The organism is Nocardioides sp. (genome assembly GCF_036374615.1).
Classification (GTDB): domain Bacteria; phylum Actinomycetota; class Actinomycetes; order Propionibacteriales; family Nocardioidaceae; genus Nocardioides.
In genome coordinates, this window is sequence record NZ_DASUTK010000055.1 from 1 (window position 1) to 4332 (window position 4332).

Here is a 4332-nt window from a genome sequence, read left to right on the forward strand (position 1 = left end):
GACTACCGCCACCTGCACCCCACGCTGGGCGAGGACGGGAGGTGGACGGCACCGATCGAGCTGTCGGCGGGAACCACTCGGCTCTTCGCCGACTTCACTGCCACCGGTGGCCCCTCGCTGGTCCTCGGCACCGACGTCCACGTCGCCGGCGACTACGAGCCGCTGCCGCCACCGGACGTGACGCGCACTGTCACGGTCGACGGCTACCGGGTGCGGCTCACCGGCACCCTGGCCGGGGGCTCGTCGTCCGACCTCACGGCCGTCATCACGAGGGACGGCCGGCCGGTAACGGACCTGCAGCCCTACCTCGGCGCGTACGGCCACCTGGTCGCGCTGCGTGAGGGTGACCTCGCCTACCTCCACGTCCACCCGGAGGAGGCTGGCGCCGGGCCGCGGATCCCGTTCGTGGCCGAGGTGCCCAGCGACGGTCGCTACCGGCTGTTCCTCGAGTTCCGGCACCGCGGTGCAGTTCACCTGGCCGGCTTCACGCTGGCCGCGGGGGACGGCTACGCGGACGCGCACGGGGAGGAGGCAGACCATGAGCACTGACACCAGGGACTGGACCGAGGGTCCGTACGGCGACCTGGAGATCACCATCACCGGCATGACCTGCGCCTCGTGCGCCAACCGGGTCGAGCGCAAGCTCAACAAGCTCGACGGCGTCGTGGCGACCGTCAACTACGCGACCGAGAAGGCCAAGGTCCACTACCCAGCCACCGTCTCGCCCGACGACCTGGTCGCCACCGTGGAGCAGGCGGGGTACGGCGCGGTGCTGCCCCAGACCGAGGAACCGACCACCGCCGACGGTGCTGACGTCGACCGGCTCGCGCCGCTGCGGCAGCGGCTGATCGGCTCGATCGTGCTGAGCGTCCCGGTGGTCCTGCTGGCGATGGTCCCGGCCTGGCAGTTCGAGTACTGGCAGTGGGCATCGCTCACCCTCGCCGCACCGGTCGTGGTCTGGGGCGGGTGGCCCTTCCACCGGGCGGCCTGGCTCAACCTGCGGCACGGCACGTCGACCATGGACACGCTGGTGTCGATCGGCACCCTCGCGGCGTTCGGCTGGTCGCTCTACGCTCTGTTCCTCGGCACGGCCGGCGAGCCCGGCATGACCCACCCGTTCGAGCTCACCGTGGAGCGCACCGACGGCGCCGGCAACATCTACCTCGAGGCGGCCGCCGGGGTCACGACGTTCATCCTGGCGGGCCGCTACTTCGAGGCGCGGTCCAAGCGGCGTGCCGGTGCGGCGCTGCGGGCGCTGCTCGAGCTCGGCTCGAAGGACGTCGCCGTGCTCCGCGGCGACCCCGACGGTCGTCAGACCGAGGTCAGGATCGCCACCGACGAGCTGGCCGTGGGCGACCAGTTCGTCGTACGCCCCGGGGAGAAGATCGCCACCGACGGGGTCGTGGAGCTGGGCAGCAGCGCGGTCGACGCGTCGATGCTCACCGGTGAGTCGGTGCCGGTCGAGGTCTCTGTGGGCGACAGCGTCGTCGGGGGCTGCGTCAACGCCGGTGGGCGACTGGTGGTCCGCGCGACCCGGGTGGGAGCGGACACCCAGCTCGCGCAGATGGCGCGGCTCGTCGAGGACGCTCAGAACGGCAAGGCCGAGGTGCAGCGGCTGGCCGACCGGGTCTCCGGGGTGTTCGTCCCGATCGTGATCGCGCTGGCCGTGGGAACGCTCGGGTACTGGATCGGCGCCGACGCCGGTCTCTCGGCGGCGTTCACCGCGGCGGTCGCGGTCCTGATCATCGCCTGCCCCTGCGCGCTCGGGCTGGCCACGCCGACCGCATTGATGGTCGGCACCGGCCGGGGAGCCCAGCTCGGCATCCTGATCAAGGGCCCGGAGGTGCTGGAGTCCACGCGCACGGTCGACACGATCGTGCTCGACAAGACCGGCACGGTCACGACCGGCGCGATGACGCTGGCCGGGGTGCGGGTCGCCTTGGGCGAGGACGAGGGCGAGGTGCTCCGCCTCGCGGGCGCCGTCGAGGACGCCTCGGAGCACCCGATCGCCAGGGCGGTCGCCGCCGGCGCGCGCGAACGGGGCGAGCTGCCCCCCGTCGAGGGCTTCGAGGCGCTCGCCGGGCACGGTGTCCGCGGCCGGGTCGAGGGGCTCGACGTGCTGGTGGGCCGACCGTCCGGCGACGTCGACCACCCGGCCGGGCACACGGTGGTGGAGGTCTCGTGGGACGGGACTCCCCGCGGGTGGATCTCGGTCGCTGACGCGGTGAAGCCGACCTCGGCCGAGGCGATCACGCGGTTCCGCGAGCTCGGGCTGCGCCCGATGCTGCTGACGGGCGACCACGAGGCGGTGGCTCGCGCGGTCGCCACCGAGGTGGGGATCGACGAGGCAGACGTCATCGCCGGTGTGCTGCCGGCCGACAAGGTCGACGTCGTGAAGCGGTTGCAGGAGCAGGGGCGGGTCGTCGCGATGGTCGGTGACGGTGTCAACGACGCGGCCGCACTCGCGCAGGCAGACCTCGGGCTGGCGATGGGCACCGGCACGGACGTCGCGATCGAGGCGAGTGACCTGACGCTGGTGCGCGGCGACCTCCGCGTGGCGGCCGACGCGATCCGGCTCTCGCGGCGCACGCTCGCGACGATCAAGGGCAATCTCTTCTGGGCGTTCGCCTACAACGTCGCGGCGCTGCCGCTGGCTGCCGCCGGGCTGCTCAACCCGATGATCGCCGGAGCCGCGATGGCCTTCAGCTCGGTGTTCGTCGTCAGCAACAGTCTGCGGCTGAGGCGGTTCCGCGCGGCCCCCTAGAGTCGAGGCATGCGCGCCGAGCGGGTCGAGTCTGGTGACCCGGCCGCCATCGCGACCGGCCTGACCGACCGGCTGACCGATCCGCTGGGCGTGTTTGCGGCACCGGGTCGTGCCAACCTGATCGGCGAGCACACCGACTACAACGCGGGCCTCTGCCTGCCGATCGCGCTCCCGCACGCGACGTACGCGGCCGTGGCGCGCCGCGACGACGACGTGCTCCGGGTCGAGAGCGTGCAGCAGACCCAGCCGGTCGAGGTGCGGCTGTCCGCGATCACCCCCGGCAGTGTCAGCGGTTGGGCGTCGTACGTCGCCGGCGTCGCCTGGGCGCTGCGCGAGGACGGCCACCGCCTCCCCGGGATGCAGCTCGTCGTCGACGGCCGGGTCCCGCTGGGCTCGGGGCTCTCAAGCTCGGCGGCGCTGATCTGCTCGACCGCCCTGGCCATGTGCGCCGCCGCCGGGGTCGACGTCGACCGCCGGTCGCTCGTGCGGGCCACGATGCGGGCGGAGTCGGAGATCGCCGGCGCGCCCACCGGCGGGCTCGACCAGACGATCGCGCTGCTCGGCGAGCCCGACCACGCGCTGCTGATCGACTTCCGCGACCAGCAGACCCGACAGGTGCCGTGGCGCCCGGCGGACGCCGGCCTGACGCTCCTGGTCGTCGACACCCGGGCGACCCACGCCCACTCCGACGGCGGCTACGGGCAACGACGGGCTGACTGCGAGGAGGCGGCGCAGGTCCTGGGCGTACCGAGTCTCCGGGAGGCGACGCCTGACCAGGTCGAGAGCCTGGACGATGACCGGCTGCGTCGCCGCGCTCGGCACGTGGTCTCCGAGATCGGCCGCGTCGAGGACACGGTGGCCGCGCTCGAGGCTGACGACTGGTCGGAGGTGGGCCGGCTGTTCGCCGCCTCCCACACGTCGATGCGCGACGACTTCGAGATCTCGTGCGAGGAGCTCGACGCGGTCGTCGACACCGCGAGCACCCATGGCGCCGTCGGCGCGCGGATGACCGGGGGCGGCTTCGGCGGCTCGGCGATTGCACTGGTGCCCACGGACCGCATGGCGAAGGTCTGCGACGAGATCGCCGCAGTCTTCGCCGCTCGTGGCTGGGCGGCCCCGGGCGTGCTGCCGGCGCCGGCGTCGGCCAGCGCTCGTCAGGTCAGCTGACCGGCGCGTCGTCGCGCAGCGGGTGGGCGACCTCGTCGGCGGGCATCTTCGCCCAGACCACGGCGACCACGGCGAACACCACCGGCGCGATGCCGGCGGCGACGAACGTCGTCCGGAGCCCGACCAGCTCGCTGACGGGGCCGGCGAGTGCCATCGAGATCGGCATGAAGGCCATCGACACGAAGAAGTCGAGCGACGACACCCGGCCCAGCAGCTCCGGCGGCACACGACGTTGGAGCAGCGTCCCCCAGATGACCATCGGTGCGTCGAACACCGCGCCCATGACGAACGCGGCTGCCACGACGACCCAGACCTGGCCGGCGTACGCGATCACAATGAATGGAAGGCAGGCGACGCCCCACATCACCGTCATGATCGTGAGGTACCGGCGCGGCATCCGC

3 protein-coding genes and 1 pseudogene are annotated in these 4332 nt (G+C 72.8%); 3 read left to right on the forward strand and 1 reads right to left on the reverse strand.

The window, feature by feature from the left end; translation table 11 throughout:
- The 3 genes and pseudogenes from VFZ39_RS04240 to galK all read left to right on the forward strand — a co-directional run.
- A pseudogene (locus VFZ39_RS04240) lies at positions 1-549 on the forward strand (hypothetical protein); the annotation flags it as partial.
- A complete protein-coding gene (locus tag VFZ39_RS04245) occupies positions 539-2764 on the forward strand; it encodes a heavy metal translocating P-type ATPase (protein ID WP_330864478.1) in 2226 nt (741 codons plus the stop codon). The pseudogene VFZ39_RS04240 and the gene VFZ39_RS04245, both read left to right, overlap by 11 nt.
- A 9-nt stretch (positions 2765-2773) precedes the next feature.
- Positions 2774-3931: a galactokinase gene (gene galK / locus VFZ39_RS04250; protein ID WP_330864479.1), complete on the forward strand. Its 1158-nt coding sequence runs from the start codon at positions 2774-2776 to the stop codon at positions 3929-3931.
- On the opposite strand, the gene VFZ39_RS04255 is transcribed toward galK, so the two are convergent.
- A partial coding sequence (locus tag VFZ39_RS04255) for an MFS transporter (protein WP_330864480.1) occupies positions 3924-4332 on the reverse strand: 409 nt, incomplete at its 5' end. The genes galK and VFZ39_RS04255 overlap by 8 nt on opposite strands.